This window comes from Photorhabdus sp. RW14-46 (assembly GCF_963887965.1).
GTDB lineage: Bacteria > Pseudomonadota > Gammaproteobacteria > Enterobacterales > Enterobacteriaceae > Photorhabdus > Photorhabdus laumondii.
On the sequence record NZ_CAWPHH010000007.1, the window covers coordinates 190,947 to 205,632 of the forward strand.

The 14,686-nt window shown below is 41.1% G+C and carries 12 protein-coding genes; 6 read left to right on the forward strand and 6 right to left on the reverse strand.

Going from position 1 to position 14,686, the window contains the following annotated elements; genetic code table 11:
* Positions 1-208: 208 nt before the first annotated feature.
* Together AACQ38_RS24030 and metG are read right to left on the reverse strand one after the other, a co-directional pair.
* A complete protein-coding gene (locus tag AACQ38_RS24030) occupies positions 209-343 on the reverse strand; it encodes a type I-F CRISPR-associated endoribonuclease Cas6/Csy4 (protein WP_157852127.1) in 135 nt (44 codons plus the stop codon).
* 223 nt (positions 344-566) lie between these two features.
* The gene (gene metG / locus AACQ38_RS08755; protein ID WP_165577917.1) at positions 567-2,594 is read right to left on the reverse strand and encodes a methionine--tRNA ligase; all 2,028 of its coding nucleotides are present in this window, start codon (positions 2,592-2,594) and stop codon (positions 567-569) included.
* 261 nt (positions 2,595-2,855) lie between these two features.
* Here metG and apbC point away from each other — a divergent pair, with 261 nt between their 5' ends.
* The 4 genes from apbC to asmA all read left to right on the forward strand — a co-directional run bounded on the left by apbC (position 2,856) and on the right by asmA (position 7,393).
* A complete protein-coding gene (gene apbC / locus AACQ38_RS08760; RefSeq protein WP_011145852.1) occupies positions 2,856-3,968 on the forward strand; it encodes an iron-sulfur cluster carrier protein ApbC in 1,113 nt (370 codons plus the stop codon).
* Positions 3,969-4,225: 257 nt separating this feature from the next.
* The gene (gene udk, locus AACQ38_RS08765; protein WP_011145853.1) at positions 4,226-4,867 is read left to right on the forward strand and encodes a uridine kinase; all 642 of its coding nucleotides are present in this window, start codon (positions 4,226-4,228) and stop codon (positions 4,865-4,867) included.
* Between the two features lie 53 nt (positions 4,868-4,920).
* Positions 4,921-5,502 (forward strand): dCTP deaminase, encoded by a 582-nt coding sequence (dcd, locus tag AACQ38_RS08770; RefSeq protein WP_011145854.1) that lies wholly within the window; start codon positions 4,921-4,923, stop codon positions 5,500-5,502.
* 58 nt (positions 5,503-5,560) lie between these two features.
* The gene (asmA, locus tag AACQ38_RS08775) at positions 5,561-7,393 is read left to right on the forward strand and encodes an outer membrane assembly protein AsmA (protein ID WP_165577918.1); all 1,833 of its coding nucleotides are present in this window, start codon (positions 5,561-5,563) and stop codon (positions 7,391-7,393) included.
* A gap of 490 nt (positions 7,394-7,883) precedes the next feature.
* Here the strand turns inward: asmA and AACQ38_RS08780 are convergent, their stop codons facing one another.
* A complete protein-coding gene (locus tag AACQ38_RS08780) occupies positions 7,884-9,455 on the reverse strand; it encodes a TerC family protein (protein ID WP_011145856.1) in 1,572 nt (523 codons plus the stop codon).
* A 192-nt stretch (positions 9,456-9,647) separates the two neighbouring features.
* Between AACQ38_RS08780 and AACQ38_RS08785 the strand changes: the two genes are divergently transcribed.
* Both AACQ38_RS08785 and gndA read left to right on the forward strand, forming a co-directional pair.
* The gene (locus tag AACQ38_RS08785; protein WP_165577919.1) at positions 9,648-9,875 is read left to right on the forward strand and encodes a hypothetical protein; all 228 of its coding nucleotides are present in this window, start codon (positions 9,648-9,650) and stop codon (positions 9,873-9,875) included.
* Positions 9,826-11,232 carry an NADP-dependent phosphogluconate dehydrogenase gene (gene gndA, locus AACQ38_RS08790; RefSeq protein WP_011145857.1) on the forward strand — a complete coding sequence of 469 codons (1,407 nt, stop codon included), beginning with the start codon at positions 9,826-9,828 and terminating at the stop codon, positions 11,230-11,232. Before AACQ38_RS08785 ends, gndA begins: the two co-directional genes overlap by 50 nt.
* Positions 11,233-11,413: 181 nt before the next feature.
* On the opposite strand, the gene AACQ38_RS08795 is transcribed toward gndA, so the two are convergent.
* The 3 genes from AACQ38_RS08795 to AACQ38_RS08805 form a co-directional block, all read right to left on the reverse strand.
* Positions 11,414-12,043: a beta/gamma crystallin domain-containing protein gene (locus AACQ38_RS08795; protein WP_165577920.1), complete on the reverse strand. Its 630-nt coding sequence runs from the start codon at positions 12,041-12,043 to the stop codon at positions 11,414-11,416.
* 753 nt (positions 12,044-12,796) lie between these two features.
* Complete coding sequence (locus tag AACQ38_RS08800; protein ID WP_011145858.1) at positions 12,797-13,417, reverse strand: beta/gamma crystallin domain-containing protein; 621 nt, start codon at positions 13,415-13,417, stop codon at positions 12,797-12,799.
* A 615-nt stretch (positions 13,418-14,032) separates the two neighbouring features.
* Positions 14,033-14,524: a YbaK/prolyl-tRNA synthetase associated domain-containing protein gene (locus AACQ38_RS08805; protein WP_011145859.1), complete on the reverse strand. Its 492-nt coding sequence runs from the start codon at positions 14,522-14,524 to the stop codon at positions 14,033-14,035.
* Positions 14,525-14,686: the final 162 nt, after the last annotated feature.

Genomic DNA, 14,686 nt, shown 5'->3' on the forward strand with positions numbered 1-14,686 from the left:
ACTAACCTCCTAATAATTTTCCTACACATTGATTTACTTCAATTCCATTCTAAATTCGATGATAATTTAACTGAATTATCTCACTATAACTAGTGATAATTTTATTAACTACTTTGAACTTACTTTTTATTGAAGAAAATCTAAAGTGGATACTGGAGATGGAAATTTTCCATGTCACATATACATATAATTAACCAATAAAAGAGGATCAAAACCAAGGTACGGTAGTTGATTTGTTCAACACAAAACAGCTAAAAAATCCAGGTGCAGATCTATCTTCTATCGGCCCTTGTTCGACAATTAACGAAAAAGTTTGCCCAGAAAACCGATTCTTAAGACACAAGCTGGATACCAGTCGCCCCAGTAATAGTCCCTACTGATAAGCAGCAAGTATTTTGAAATGAAGACTCTAATTTACTGGCAACTTTCACGCCTTGCTCGCTGGCATGTTGAAAGTGATGCTCTGGATAAATCCAAGATACAAGGATGTCAAAGCTCACATTAAAATAAAGCGGGGACCATTACTGATCCCCGTGGGTAAAAATATTAATGAAATAAATTAACTATTATTTCACTTGCATACCGGGTTGGGCGCCGCTGTCAGGGCTGAGTAAAAAGATATCTTTTCCGCCAGGTCCGGCGGCCATAACCATCCCTTCCGAAATACCAAAGCGCATTTTGCGTGGTGCCAGATTAGCAACCATAATGGTTAAACGGCCTTCCAGTGCTTTTGGATCAGGATAACTGGAGCGAATACCCGAAAATACCTGGCGAGTTTCGCCACCAAGATCCAGCATCAGTTTCAGCAACTTATCTGAGCCTTCGACAAAATCAGCCTGTTTAATAAGGGCGACGCGCATATCAACTTTGGCAAAATCATCAAAGGTAATGGTGTCCTGAATGGGATCTTCTGCCAGTGGACCGCTGACTTTTTGTGGTGTGTTGATGCTCTCTTTAGATGCCACAACCATAGCGTCCACTTTATCCATATCAATGCGATTGAACAGGGCCTTAAAGGCAGAAACTTGATGATCCAGCAGCGGCTGTTCAATACCATACCAGGTGAGTTCTGTATTTAAGAACGCTTCTGCGCGTTCTGCCAGACTTGGCAAAACGGGTTTCAGGAAAGTCATCAAAACGCGGAACAGGTTGATGCCCATTGAACAGATAGCTTGAAGATCGGCATCACGGCCTTCTGCTTTTGCCACCACCCACGGTGCTTGCTCATCCACATAACGGTTTGCCAAATCAGCCAGTGCCATGATTTCACGGATTGCTTTGCTGAATTCGCGGTTATTAAACTCTTCTGCAATCACCTTTGCCCCATCAATAAACTGTTGGTAAAGCGTCGGATCAGCCAGTTTATCCGCCAGCTTGCCGTTAAAGCGTTTATTAATGAAGCCGGCATTACGGGAGGCCAGGTTAACAACTTTATTAACGATATCGCTGTTAACACGTTGAACAAAATCTTCCAGATTCAGATCGATATCATCAATGCGAGCCGAGAGTTTGGCTGCATAGTAATAACGCAAACAGTCTGCATCCAGATGATCCAAATAAGTGCTGGCTTTAATAAAAGTACCACGGGATTTGGACATCTTCGCACCGTTGACGGTGACATAGCCATGAACAAACACGTTGGTTGGCTTACGATAACCGCTGCCTTCCAACATGGCCGGCCAGAACAGGCTGTGGAAATAAACAATGTCTTTACCGATAAAATGATACAGATCAGCGGTGGAATCTTTTGCCCAGAACTCATCAAAGTTCAGATTTCCGCGTTTATCACATAGGTTTTGGAAAGAACCCATATAGCCGATAGGCGCATCCAGCCAGACATAGAAATATTTGCCCGGCGCATCAGGAATTTCAAAACCGAAATAGGGGGCGTCACGGGTGATATCCCACTGTTGTAAACCGGATTCAAACCATTCCTGCATTTTGTTAGCAACTTGCTCCTGTAAGGCACCGGAGCGGGTCCAAGCTTGCAGCATGTCACTGAATGCGGGCAGATCGAAGAAGAAGTGCTCTGTTTCACGCATTTCTGGCGTCGCGCCGGAGACAGCAGAACGTGGGTTGATTAGTTCAGTTGGGCTGTAGGTTGAACCGCAAACTTCACAGTTATCGCCATACTGATCTTCTGCCTTACATTTCGGGCAGCTACCTTTAACAAAGCGATCCGGCAGAAACATATTTTTCTCAGGATCATATAACTGAGAAATAGTACGATTCTTAATATGACCGTTTTTTTTCAGTTCGAGATAGATTTTGGTTGATAACGTTTGGTTCTCTTCGCTATGCGTAGAGTGATAGTTATCATAGCTCACTGAAAAGCCAGTAAAATCCTGATGATGCTCTTGGTTCACCGTTGCGATCATCTCTTCAGGAGCAATACCCATTTGCTGAGCTTTCAGCATGATTGGGGTTCCATGAGCGTCATCGGCACAGATAAAGTGAACCTCTTTGCCGCGCATTCGCTGAAAACGGACCCAAATATCTGCTTGGATATGTTCCAGCATGTGACCGAGATGGATTGGACCGTTAGCATATGGCAACGCGCACGTCACCAATAATTTTTTTGCGACTTGAGACATAGTAAGGATCTGACTTCCAATAAGTGAAAAAGGGAGTTTGATGTTAACCGATCAAAAAAATTGTCGCTAGGGTAAGGTTTAATATTAATGAGTTTTATCCAGTGCGCCTTGAAACCTAAACCCTTCTGAGGTTGTTAATGGATAAAAATTGAATCAGTGAGCCGGAAGCGGGTTTTTGTCGCTAATTTTATCCGAACGCATTGGGTTCTGTTATGATGGCGAGATGGTTTTTAGCTAATGATAATCATTAAAGGAGCCGGGATGAACTCACAATCCCCCGAGCAGACCAATCCTGACCTGCTGAAATCTCAGGTAACAAAAATACTTGCTACTTTTACACACCTGACACTAGAACGTGATTTGACAACATTGAAGGCGTTACATCACTGCACGATGCTTGATGGTGTCTTGCACATTGAATTACTGATGCCGTTTGTCTGGCAAAGCGGTTTTAAGGCGTTAAAAGCGGCCACCACGGAAGAATTACAGGCGGTAACTGGTGCGAAATCGGTAGCGTGGAAATTGATCCATGATATCAGCACATTACGTCGGGCTAATGATCTGCCGGGAATTAATGGTGTCCGTAATATTTTGGCTGTCAGCTCGGGTAAAGGTGGGGTGGGTAAATCCAGCACAGCCGTAAACCTGGCGCTGGCATTGGCTCAGGAGGGGGCAAAAGTCGGTATTCTGGATGCAGATATCTACGGTCCTTCTGTTCCGAGTATGTTGGGAACCACCAAAGAGCGTCCAACTTCCCCAGACGGGCAGCATATGGCACCGATTATGACGCATGGCCTTGCCACTAACTCGATTGGTTATTTAGTCACAGATGACAATGCAATGGTATGGCGCGGCCCAATGGCTAGTAAAGCATTGATGCAGATGTTACAGGATACATTATGGCCGGATCTCGATTATCTGGTTATCGATATGCCACCGGGAACCGGTGATATTCAGCTCACTTTGTCACAAAACATCCCGGTAACGGGGGCACTGGTGGTAACAACGCCTCAGGATATCGCCTTAATTGATGCAATGAAAGGCATCGTCATGTTCCAGAAAGTGAAGGTGCCTGTACTGGGTATTATTGAAAATATGAGTACACATATTTGTGGTAACTGTGGTCACCTGGAACCTATTTTTGGAACGGGTGGAGCAGAAAAATTGGCGGCTAAATATCACTGTAAATTATTGGGACAAATCCCGCTGCATATTTCACTGCGTGAAGATCTTGATCGTGGTGAGCCAACCGTTATCAGTAATCCTGATAGTGAATTTACCGATATTTATCGCGAAATTGCCGCGAATATTTCAGCACAGATGTATTGGCAAGGCGAGAAGATACCAACAGAAATTTCGTTCCGTGCTGTTTAATGCAGGTATTTGATTGAAGATAACGGGTGGTGGATGTTTTCATTGCCCGCTTTTTGTATGGGGAGATTTTGTATGGGGAGAAATATGCTTGTTCGATTTCCCTCGTTACATGGTTTTTATGCGAAACGCCTCGAAAAAAGTGAGACTTCTCTTGTTTACACTGGAACAGATACCATTAACTCCCTATAATCTCGCCAAACTTAGCACTCATAAGTGCTTTGTTCCCATTTTTTTCTAGAATCAGGTTAATCTCTATTATGGCTGACGAAGCATATCAGTGCACAATTGTAGGAATTTCTGGTGCATCTGCCTCAGGTAAAAGTCTCATTGCTAATACACTTTATCGTGAATTACGCGCTCAGGTTGGTGATCACAATATCGGTATTATACCAGAGGATTGCTATTATAAAGATCAGAGCGATCTATCAATGGAAGAGCGTTATAAGACTAATTATGACCATCCAAGCTCAATGGATCACAATCTGCTCTTTTCTCACCTACAAGCGCTGAAAATGGGTGAATCAATTGAATTACCACAATACGATTATGTTGCTCATACTCGTAAACCAGAAGCGATTCATTTTGCACCGAAAAGGGTTATTATTCTGGAAGGTATTCTATTATTGACCGATAAGCGCTTGCGCCAGGAGATGGACTTCTCTATTTTTGTTGATACGCCACTGGATATTTGCCTTATGCGTCGTATTAAGCGGGATGTGCATGAACGGGGGCGTTCTCTGGATTCGGTGATTGAGCAATATCATAAAACTGTGCGTCCAATGTTCCTGCAATTTATTGAACCATCAAAGCAATATGCAGATATTATTGTGCCGCGCGGGGGTAAAAACCGAGTAGCAATTGATATATTGAAAGCCAAAATTGGTCAGTTCTGCGAATAATAAAACTTTGCTTGTCAGGCATTGATAAGCAGCATCGTATTGGAGAGGAAATAATGCGACTCTGTGACCGCGACATTATTAAATGGCTTGATGAGGGTAAATTGGTCATTGCTCCACGTCCGCCGATTGAACGCATTAACGGGGCAACTGCTGATGTGCGCCTTGGGAATCAGTTTCGTGTTTTCTGTGGTCATACTGCGGCATATATTGATTTGAGTGGTCCGAAAGATGAGGTCAGTGCTGCGCTTGATCGTGTGATGAGTGATGAAATAATTCTGCCTGACGATGAGGTTTTTTTCCTCCATCCTGGCGAGTTGGCACTGGCCGTTACGCTGGAGTCTGTCACATTGCCGGATGATTTGGTGGGCTGGCTTGATGGCCGTTCTTCGCTTGCTCGTCTTGGGTTGATGGTGCACGTGACGGCACACCGGATTGATCCGGGCTGGCATGGTCAAATTGTTCTTGAATTCTATAACTCTGGTAAATTGCCTCTGGCGTTACGTCCGGGTATGGTCATCGGTGCTTTGAGTTTTGAACCATTGTCTGGTTCCGCTGACCGTCCGTATAACCGTCGTCAAGATGCGAAATATAAAAACCAACAGGGTGCGGTGAGTAGTCGTATTGATGAAGATTAACATCTTTATCGGCTATTGAGCTGCATTGACTGTTTTGACAAAAAAAGCTGAGGAAGTCATGAAGAGATTGCTGACAACACTGATTATTTTGCTGGTTGTGATTATTACCGGTCTGGCAGCATTAGTCATGTTAGTAAACCCAAATGACTTTCGGGCTTATATGGTCAAGCAGGTGCAAAAGAAGAGTGGCTACCAACTCGTCTTGCAAGATGGTATGCGCTGGCATGTCTGGCCAAAATTGAGCATCATTACCGGGCGTATGTCATTAACGGCCCCAGGGGCGGCGCAGCCAACAGTGACGGCAGAAAATATGCGTCTTGATGTGGCGTTGTGGCCGCTTCTTTCTCATCAGCTTGCCGTTAAAGAGGTGATGCTGAAAGGGGCGATATTGAGAGTAACCCCGGAGAGCCAGTCGCAGAAAAAAGGGAATACCCCTATTGCACCAACAGGGAGTACAGCCAATCCTGTTGCGAAGGGGGAGGGTTGGGAGCTTGATATTGCCAGAGTTAAGATCGCGGATAGTTTGCTTATTTGGCAGCGAGATGATCATGAGCAGTTAAATGTCCGCGATATTAATCTGCTAATGGAGCGAGATAACCAAAACCATATCAGCGTAGAGTTAAGTAGCAAAGTCAGTAAGAATCAGCAAGACTTGGCTTTTAATCTTAATGCAGATGTCGATATTACTGATTATCCATATCGTGTTGCGGGTAATATTGACTTCTTTGATTATCAACTCCAGGGCGCAGGTATACCTACGGGAGGAATTAGTGGTTCAGGAAAAGTACATGCTGTTTATCAAAAAGAGACGACAGATGAACTGCAAACAATTTCTTTACAGGCGCTAAGTTTCACCGCTAATGAGAGTGAACTGCATGGCAGTATAAAAGCAATGTTGGGGGCTCATGCGGATTATCGGATCGATTTATCTTCCCAAAAACTGAATTTAGATAATCTGATGGGATGGGACTTGCTTCCTAAAGAGGGTTCAGAAGTTAAACGTTATTACCGGATAGAGAATAGTTCAGCTAAACCGGTAATCGCCGTTTCAAGCTCTGCCGAGCCTGATTATAGCGCTGCATTTCTGAATGACTTTAACGCCAATGTGACTATTAATGCGGACAAATTTGTTTATCGAGGAATGGAGATCGATAATCTGATATTGAAAGCGACAAATAATAGTGGTATTGCTGAAATTTCTACTCTGAATGGCAAATTATTTGGTGGTGATTTCTCTATTCCGGTTATTTTAGATGCAACGGGTAATCAACTTAAGTTACACGCAAAACCTTTACTGCGGAATATAGAACTGGAACCAGTACTCAAAGCCTTTTCCTTACCTCCGGCATTTAGTGGCAAATTCGATCTGAATGGGGATCTTTCTGGTAAAGGATATGATGGTTATGCGATTTCGCATATTTGGCAGGGTGATCTTAATTTCAGTTTAGTTAATGCCAAAATGTATGGATTAAATATCCCCCAATTAATCCAGCAATCCGTTGCTCGTGCAACGGATAAAGTGAATATCCCTGATAATATGGATAATTTCACCCGCGCTAAAAAGCTTGATGTTAAAGCGGTACTGAATCGAGGTGATATAAAAATCAGTCGATTGCATGCGGTATCCGATTTGCTGAATATTGATGGGCAGGGTAAGACCAATCTGCTTAAACAAGATGTTGATGTCGCTTTAAAAGTACAGATAACACAAGGATGGGGCAAGGATAATGAATTGGTTAGTCGTCTGCGAAAAATGAAAGTACCACTGCGGGTTTACGGTAATTGGAGTAATCTGCAATACAATTTGGATATTGAGCAATTGCTACATAATGAGTTAGAGAACAAGGTAAAACAGGCTATTAATGATTGGGTTGAACGCAGCAGTAATTAGCTGTATTAATAACTCATGCCTGATTTGACCGCTCAATCCGGCAGTTGACTATTATGCTTAAATGAATGCTTATCGTTGTCTGAGCATAGTTGTTTGAGCAGTCAATTTCAGTACAAAGGTGGATTTCAACTTGTGGATTAAATTTTGATAATTGAATTGAGAAGCTATGGCTTTTCTGTTCTGAATATAAAATTATTTAATCTAGTTATACCCTATGGATTTCAAGATGCATCGCGGCGGCAAAGGAATGAATCCCCGGGAGCATAGATAACTATGTGACCGGGGTGAGTGAGTGCAGCCAACAAAGAGGCAACTTGAAAGATGACGGGTATAGATAAATCATTTAACCGTATCCGCATAGAATTCCGCATATGGCATTAATAGAAAAGATTAAAAAAATCCCGGTACAGTTTAAACTGACCGGGTTTTATTTTGTTTCAGAGGAAAAACTCAGTGATGACAAATATGATGAGTCATCAATAACACTGAGTTATTTTTTATTTTCTTCATTTGACACCAGAGGGGTAATTTTTACCTTATTAATTCGGTGACTGGTTACTTCCAACGGTTCAAACAGATAATTATCAATCTGTAATTGCTCACCTTGCCGTGGAATATGTTGTGAATGTTCCATTAACAAACCTGCTAAGGTTTGATATTCACGTTTTTCATCCAGTTGCAAAGGGACATAAAGGATCAAATCATCCAGCGGCATATAACCATTGGCGATCCAACCCCCATGTTCAGTCGCTTGAATATCATGGCGGGCATCAGTTTCTTCGCCATCTACCGGTAAATTACCCGCGATAGTTTCCATTACGTCGGTCAAAGTCACCACACCTTCCACAGAACCAAATTCATCGACAACAAACGCGAAGTGAGTTTGTGCCTGGCGGAACTGCTCCAATGCCTGGAGTAGTGAAAGCTGTTCAGGGAAAATCAGAGGCTGTTTTATCAGCGAATGTAAATCAAAAGGCTGTTGGTTGAGTTGTTGATTCAGTAGATCAATAACATGGACAACACCTAATGGTTCGTCACTGATATTTTCATCAGTTACCACAATGCGTGTGTGAGGATTTTTATTCAGTATTTGCGTCAGATTTTCAGTTGGTGCATGAATATCAAGGTACTCCACGTCGTGACGGGAAGTCATGATACTGTTAACGTTACGCTGCGCCATGCCTAGAACCCTGGCAATCATTTGACGTTCTTGTGGATCAAACACTTCCTGATTATCAGAAATCAGATTAGATGTATGATTATCCAATTCTGCATTTTCATGCTTACCACTCAGGATACGTAAAACGGCTTCCGCTGTTCTTTCACGTAGTGAACGGGAAGCAGTAAGAAATCTGCGGCGGTTAAATTGAGCAAATTGGTTTAAGGCTTCAATCATAATGGAGAAGCCGATAGCGGCGTACAAGTAACCTTTGGGGATATGATAACCAAAACCTTCGGCGACCAGACTGAAACCGATCATTAACAAGAAGCTCAGACAGAGAATAACGATAGTCGGGTGAGCATTGACGAAAGTGGTCAACGGTTTACTTGCCAGTATCATCAGGAACATCGCAATGGTGACGGCCGCGATCATGATACCGATGTTGTCTACCATACCAACAGCAGTCACCACTGAATCCAGTGAGAATACAGCGTCAAGGACAATTATCTGAACGACAACCGTCCAAAATTTAGATGTTTTACGTTGTTGTCCTGAGTGGGCATCTTTACCTTCCAGCCGTTCATTGAGCTCCATTGTCGCTTTGAACAGTAAGAAAAGACCACCTATTAGCATAATCAGGTCACGGGCACTAAATGGATGTTCCCAAAGCGTAATTAATGGATGAGTTAGCGTTATCAACCAGGAAAGACTAAAAAGCAGTACGATACGCATCAGTAACGCACAACCTAGACCTGTAATTCTTGCTTTGTCTCTTTGTTTTTCAGGAAGTTTATCTGCCAGAATGGCAATAAAGACCAAGTTGTCAATTCCGAGGACAATTTCTAGAACGATAAGAGTAACTAGCCCAGCCCATATCGTCGGATCAGCGATCCATTCCATACAGTTTGTTTTACCTTTTAATATGACGGCTCATGCCGAATAATGAATAATGGGCATTGACTCATCAAATTTCAATAGTTGATTTTTCATCTGAGGAAGTTTTTTCCAAAAAATGGGGTGTCGCGGTATTGATGGCACCAATAACTATCCATTAGGACTCGTCCTGAGTTAACATGTGATCACATTAACAAATTGCGCGCTAATTATACCCTATGGATTTCAAGATGGATCGCGGCGGCAAGGGAGCGAATCCCCGGGAGCATAGATAACTATGTGACCGGGGTGAGTGAGTGCAGCCAACAAAGAGGCAACTTGAAAGATAACGGGTATATTATTGGTGAGCAGAATTATCATCAGACAGGAGTTATTCATGTCCAAGCAGCAGATTGGTGTTGTCGGTATGGCGGTGATGGGGCGTAACCTGGCATTAAATATTGAGAGCCGTGGTTATTCCGTATCTATATTTAACCGTTCAAGTGATAAAACTGACGAAGTGATCGCCGAAAATCCGGGGAAGAAATTAGTTCCAAGTTACACTGTCGAAGAATTTGTCGATTCACTGGAAAAACCGCGCCGTATTCTGCTCATGGTTAAGGCTGGCGAAGCAACCGATAAAACTATTGCTTCACTGACTCCACATCTGGATAAAGGTGATATTTTGATTGATGGGGGTAATACCTATTTTCAGGATACTATCCGTCGTAATCGCGAGCTTTCTGCTCAGGGTTTTAATTTTATCGGTACTGGGGTTTCCGGTGGTGAAGAGGGGGCATTGAAAGGTCCATCTATTATGCCTGGCGGCCAGAAAGAGGCGTATAAATTGGTGGCACCAATTCTGCAAGAGATTGCGGCTAAAGCTGAAGGTGAACCTTGTGTGGCCTATATTGGCCCGGATGGTGCCGGTCATTATGTGAAAATGGTTCACAATGGTATTGAATACGGTGATATGCAGCTCATTGCTGAAGCTTATTCTTTACTGAAAAATGCCCTAAATCTGAGCAATGAAGAACTATCTGAGATTTTCACTGACTGGAATAACGGCGAATTGAGCAGTTATTTGATTGAAATCACGGCTGATATTTTCCATAAGAAAGATGAAGCAGGCCAATATTTGGTTGATGTGATTTTGGATGAAGCAGCAAATAAAGGTACGGGTAAGTGGACCAGCCAGAGCTCTCTGGATTTAGGGATTCCAGTGACGTTGATCACAGAATCGGTATTTGCACGTTATATCTCTTCTCTGAAAGATCAGCGAGTTGCTGCGGCTCAAGTTTTGAGCGGGCCGGATGTACAACCATTTAAAGGTGATAAGGCCGAATTTATTGAGAAAGTCCGCCGTGCGCTTTATTTGGGTAAAATCGTCTCTTATGCCCAAGGTTTTCAGCAATTGAAAGCGGCATCTGATGAGTACCAGTGGGATCTCAATTACGGTGAGATTGCTGGAATTTTCCGGGCGGGTTGTATTATTCGTGCTCAATTCCTGCAAAAAATTACTGACGCGTATAACGAAAATGTGGATATTGCTAACCTGTTGTTGGCACCTTACTTTAAGAAAATTGCTGATGAATATCAGCAGGCGCTGCGTGATGTCGTCTCGTATGGGGTGCAGAATGGTATCCCAACCCCGACTTTCTCTGCTGCTATTTCTTACTACGATAGTTATCGTTCAGCGGTACTGCCTGCTAATTTAATTCAGGCTCAGCGTGATTATTTTGGTGCTCATACCTATAAGCGTACTGATAAAGAAGGTGTTTTCCATACTGAATGGATGGAGTAAGCCCGGTTATCACCGATTGACCAGCAGAGTGGAGAGTTTACATCAGATATGATGTGGTTTTAATTTCTACGATCTTCTGGAACACGTCGTTGCGGCTTTTCTAACAAATGACCGCAACGGCGTAGCTTAAATTTCAGAATATGACTTTTCTGAGAGTGATGATTGTCACATTAATCCCGGATTAAGCAATAGGATCAGTACTAATAATGTGAAAATCAAAACGATTATTTCCTACATGAACCAGTTTCAAGTTTTTAGGGAAATTGAGACCTTCATCAATAGTTGCGATACCGACAGCATCATAAGAAAAATAAAATGACCCGTTACTAATATATTCTCCGGTGTTGACATCTCTTACATAAATTGAAGTGACTATCTCTTTCTGTACCAGTAGTTCGTTAACGACAGTATAATTATCATCTGTTATTGCGTTAACGTCGATTGTTTCCTCTTCTTCTCCATGAAATATCTTAATGGCCATAGAGAATTTTGTATCTGAATGAGTATCATCAATGATTCTTAGTGCAACCAGTTTTGTATCTCTCTGTATAATTCTGAATTTAGATAACCCTCTAATTTCTCTATCGATATCTGGATTGTCGACTACCCATTCATAATATTGGCTCTCTGGATCGTTATAGTGACGCCACGCATGGACTTTTGATAACTTTCCAATTTTTACTGAACGAAATTTATCGTTAAGATTGGAAGGGAGCGATATAATTTTATCGAGCTCAGGGTAATCATGTGACTTACCCTGATAGTTTTTCTCTTCGAAAAACGTGACGCCTGTAATTAATTCTTTTGTCATTTTTTCTACTCCTCAAAGTTAATGTAAGTAATATATAGGTTGCCAAGAAAAAATTTTTTCGTTAATAAACCCGCATGTCATGTTTTTGCCTGGCTGTATTAATATGAAATATATACCCGTCATCTTTCAAGTTGCCTCTTTGTTGGTTGCGCTCACTCACCCCGGTCACATAGTTCGCTATGCTCCCGGGGATTTGCTCCCTTGCCGTCGCGATGTATCTTGAAATCCATAGGGTATAGTATTTACTCGTTTATACTATTTGTAAAAATTGGCTTTTTTTGTGTAATATTTCCCACTAATAATTTATTTATTCCTTATCTTTAGATGTAATATATCCAGTCAATAGAAGAATAATATTCGATGGGTTAATGTTAAAATTAGCATAAAAATACATAAAGTAAAGTTGTTTAAAAAATACCTAATTACCTAAAATAAGATATATAATAATGGAATGGTTGGATTTTACTATAATTTTCAAAATTAATCGTTAGGGAAGTATTTATCTCAAAGGAAATAGCTTGTGAACATTATTTCTAATGGACCTTAATTTAATGTTCTTTTTAAAGGTTAAGTGACTATTGTAATGATGCTTATATCATAATAAATAAAAAATTATTTATCGCCACGAAATTTTTGCTGATTTATGAATACACCGTTGCGGTTTTTGATGATATTCCGCAACGGTGTTGCTTAAATTTTCAGAACGTAGCTTATCTGAAAATGGCGGTTAATTATTGTTACATTATAACCGGATTAGTTAGAAAAATCGGTACTGATAATATGAATATCAAAACGATTGCCACCTACATTAACTATTCTGAGATTTTTAGGGAAATTAGCTTTCTCATCAATAGTAACAACGCCGTTCGCATCACGATAGAAATAGAATGATCCGTTATTGATATATACTCCAGTACTGGTATTTCTTATTGCAATGGCAGTAACTAACTCGGTCTCAAATGGCAGTATACCAACCAGTGCATAATCATCATCAGTTGTTGTTTCAACTGGGCCCACGCAATGTGTATTCGTGAACATTGAGAATTTAATACCTGAATAAGTATCATCAATAAGTCTTAATGCAACCAGACAGGTATCTTTTGGTGCCACTTTAAACTTAGATAATCCTCTAATTTCTCTATCAATATCTGGATGATCGTATTCCCATTCACGATAGCGTTGGCCGGGTTCCCAATCGCTCTGATGGCGCCATGCATAAACTTTTGATAGCGTTCCAATTCTTACTGAACGGAATCTATCGTTAAGATCATAAGGCAATGGAATAATGATGTCGTTTTCTGGATAATGGTGCGCTTCACCCAGAAAGTATTTTCTATCGAAAAAAGTTGCACCTGTAACTAGCTTATTAGTCATACTTTTCTATTCCTTAAACTTTATTTTGAAAAAACGTCATCTTTCTTTTTGAAAGCGATATGAGAATACAATGAGTGTGGGTTTTTGTATTTAATAAAATATAATGAATAGGCATATGAAATTGTTGTCAATACAACATTAATATAATTGACATGTCATTTTTCACCGATATTTGAAATAAAGGTTCTGAAATTAAAAATAATTGAAAATTCCTATCAAGAAACACCTTTGTTTGGGTAGGGAATTATCCCATAATGTAATTGGTAATTTTTTGTATATGCCTCAATAGTGAATAATTAGATATTCATGGTATTTGATAATTATACCTCTCTGTTTAATGTTTGTATAATGTAGCAATAATAACTTTATCTAGTGATATATACCCTATGAATTTCAAGTTGCATCGCGACGGCAAAGGAACGAATTCCCGGGAGCATAGATAACGATGTGACCGGGGTGAGCGAGTGCAGCCAACAAAGAGGCCGCTTGAAAAATGACGGGTATAAACTTATTGGGGCGGGATAGTTACTATTTTAAATGAGTATATTTAAAATATTATCTTAAATAGGCTATTTTTATAGGCTATTTGACAAATATCATTTTTCGCGATGGTATTTATTCTACTCGACGAAAAATCATCAATTCAGGTTGTGCAATTCGGTGGTAATCTTGGGTGTTAAGAATCACTGAACGTTCAAGGCTGCCGGCATTAAAAGCCAGTTCATCAAAACGTTCAAATAATAAAGGGTCTGCAACCAGTTTCAGATCTGGATGAAAACTAAAAGGTGGAATAGCACCAAATACACATTGAGTCAGTTCAAAAACTTCTTTAGGACTTGCCAGTGAGGCACGGTTGCCACCGATCTGTTTTGCTAGTGAAGAGAGGTCTGCTTGTTGATCCGCAGGCAGTACAGCGAGTACATATTGGCGGAATCCTTCCCCTTTAACATGGCAAACTAACCCTTTTGCCCCTTGTCCAAGTTGTGTACCACGGATTTTTGCAACTTCTTCAGAATGTCCGGCGGTTGAATGTTCCATCACCCGATAGCTGGCATGATGATTATCCAGTAATGTGGTCAGGCGGTTAAATATTTCGTTAGAGGACAAAATAAACTCCTAAGTAATAATTTGGTGAATTGATATAAATAACTTTTCAAAATAGTAGAACACTTGGAGGGAACTCAGTCCAATTTTTGCAATCTGATCAATTGTAGATAATCCCAAACCACTAAACGGACTGAGTTATGCCTATCATAGCACCTATACCCC

Coding starts and splice junctions, on each gene's coding strand:
- AACQ38_RS08800 (WP_011145858.1), bottom strand. CDS start 13,417: ATGACTAATAAGCTAGTTACAGGTGCAACTTTTTTCGATAGAAAATAC.
- asmA (WP_165577918.1), top strand. CDS start 5,561: ATGAAGAGATTGCTGACAACACTGATTATTTTGCTGGTTGTGATTATT.
- AACQ38_RS08795 (WP_165577920.1), bottom strand. CDS start 12,043: ATGACAAAAGAATTAATTACAGGCGTCACGTTTTTCGAAGAGAAAAAC.
- metG (WP_165577917.1), bottom strand. CDS start 2,594: ATGTCTCAAGTCGCAAAAAAATTATTGGTGACGTGCGCGTTGCCATAT.
- dcd (WP_011145854.1), top strand. CDS start 4,921: ATGCGACTCTGTGACCGCGACATTATTAAATGGCTTGATGAGGGTAAA.
- gndA (WP_011145857.1), top strand. CDS start 9,826: ATGTCCAAGCAGCAGATTGGTGTTGTCGGTATGGCGGTGATGGGGCGT.
- AACQ38_RS08780 (WP_011145856.1), bottom strand. CDS start 9,455: ATGGAATGGATCGCTGATCCGACGATATGGGCTGGGCTAGTTACTCTT.
- udk (WP_011145853.1), top strand. CDS start 4,226: ATGGCTGACGAAGCATATCAGTGCACAATTGTAGGAATTTCTGGTGCA.
- apbC (WP_011145852.1), top strand. CDS start 2,856: ATGAACTCACAATCCCCCGAGCAGACCAATCCTGACCTGCTGAAATCT.